General features: G+C 59.4%; 2 protein-coding genes. One reads left to right on the forward strand and one right to left on the reverse strand.

What is annotated here, in order from left to right:
• A partial coding sequence (locus AAAB16_RS24335) for a signal recognition particle receptor subunit alpha (protein ID WP_340665662.1) occupies positions 1-925 on the reverse strand: 925 nt, incomplete at its 3' end.
• A 156-nt stretch (positions 926-1,081) separates the two neighbouring features.
• On the opposite strand from AAAB16_RS24335, the gene AAAB16_RS24340 reads away from it, so the two are divergent.
• The gene (locus AAAB16_RS24340) at positions 1,082-1,882 is read left to right on the forward strand and encodes a cytochrome c biogenesis protein CcsA (protein WP_340665663.1); all 801 of its coding nucleotides are present in this window, start codon (positions 1,082-1,084) and stop codon (positions 1,880-1,882) included.
• Positions 1,883-1,924: the final 42 nt, after the last annotated feature.

The raw sequence follows: 1,924 nt of genomic DNA on the forward strand, positions 1-1,924 counted from the left end.
GTTCGGCCTGCTCGATCAGGCTGAGCACGTCGCCCATGCCGAGGATGCGCGAGGCGATACGCTCAGGGTGGAACGGATCGAGCGCTTCGCTCTTCTCGCCCATACCGATGAACTTGATCGGCTTGCCGGTGATGGCGCGTACCGACAGGGCGGCACCGCCACGGGCGTCACCATCGACCTTGGTCAGCACCACACCGGTCAGCGGCAGCGCATCGCCAAAGGCCTTGGCGGTGTTGGCCGCGTCCTGGCCGGTCATGGCATCAACCACGAACAGCGTTTCGATCGGGTTGATCGCGCTGTGCACGGCCTTGATCTCGGCCATCATTTCATCATCGATGTGCAAACGGCCGGCGGTGTCGACGATCACCACATCAATAAATTTCAGCTTGGCTTCTTTGATTGCCGCTTCGGCAATCGCCACTGGCTTCTGAGTGATATCGGACGGAAAGAACGTTACGCCGATATCGTTGGCCAGGGTTTCCAACTGCTTGATCGCGGCCGGACGGTAGACGTCGGCGGACACCAGCATGACGGTTTTCTTTTTGCGCTCTTTAAGAAAGCGCGCCAGCTTGCCGGCAGTGGTGGTTTTACCGGCGCCCTGCAAACCGGCCATCAACACCACGGCAGGCGGGGTGGAATTCAAGGCCAAATCTTCGTTGGCCGCGCCCATCAGCTCTTCGAGCTCCAGACGGACGATCTTCACGAACGCCTGACCGGGGGTCAGGCTGCGCGATACTTCAGTACCGACGGCGCGTTCTTTGACTTTGTTAACGAAGTCTTTCACCACCGGCAGCGCGACGTCGGCTTCCAGCAAGGCCATGCGCACTTCGCGCAGGGTGTCCTTGATGTTGTCCTCGGTGAGCTTGGCCTTGCCGGTGACATGGCGCAGCGTCTGCGAGAGGCGATCGGTTAGATTTTCGAACATGCGCGTTCCTTTCAGGCGGTCTGGCGCCGGGTTGAGCTTGCGGCAAGCGCGCGATTATAGCGGAGAGATCTCCATGCCGACACCGCCTACGGTCTTTCGTGAAACGCGCGTTTTATGCCACACTCTCGCCCTTTCGGGCTCGCCTTACACGGACTTATGCACCCTCTGCTGCCTAGCCTCGCTGCCGCCTCTCTTTATATAGGCGCTACTGTTTATCAAGGCCTGCGCCTTTCCAAGCGCACGGTGCCCTCCAAACGTGTGCTCGCCCCGCTGGTTTTGCTGGCGCTGTTGTTCCATGGCGCCACGCTGTTTATTCAATTGCATGCCGAAGCCGGCCTGGCGCTGGACTTCTTCAATGCCGCCAGCCTGATTTCCTATGCCGCCATTTTGCTGACCATCGTCGCCAGCGCGCGCATTCCGGTGCTCAACCTATTGCTGCTGTTCTTGCCGCTGGGCTGCCTGACGGTGTTGCTGGCGCAGTTCGTACCCGCCGGTACGGTGCCGGTGATTATCGAGAAGCCAGGCATTGTGGTGCACATTCTGCTGTCGATTCTGGCTTACGGCATGCTCACCATCGCCGCCTTCCAGGCGTTGTTGCTGCTGTTGCAAGACCACCAGCTCAAGCACAAACACCCTTCGGGCCTGATTAAAAACTTCCCGCCGCTGCAAACCATGGAAAGCCTGCTGTTTGGTTTTCTCTGGGCCGGCTGGGCGCTGCTGAGCCTGTCGCTGATTTCCGGCTGGTTGTTTCTGGACAACCTGTTCGCTCAGCACTTGGTGCATAAAACCTTCCTGGCCTGCGTGGCCTGGCTGATCTTCGCGGTGCTGTTGTGGGGCCGCCATCAACGCGGCTGGCGCGGACACAAGGCCATCCGCTGGACCCTGGCCGGCTTCTGCCTGCTGATGCTGGCGTACTTTGGCAGCAAGCTGGTTCGCGAATTTATTCTGCATATCTAGTAGGGCGACAGCTTTGTCTGACTTAAGTCCGCAGTACCTGTT

Source organism: Pseudomonas sp. (assembly GCF_037994325.1).
Classification (GTDB): Bacteria; Pseudomonadota; Gammaproteobacteria; order Pseudomonadales; family Pseudomonadaceae; genus Aquipseudomonas.

Excerpts from the sequence above, each read along its gene's own strand:
- AAAB16_RS24340 (WP_340665663.1), top strand. The coding sequence starts at position 1,082 with ATGCACCCTCTGCTGCCTAGCCTCGCTGCCGCCTCTCTTTATATAGGC.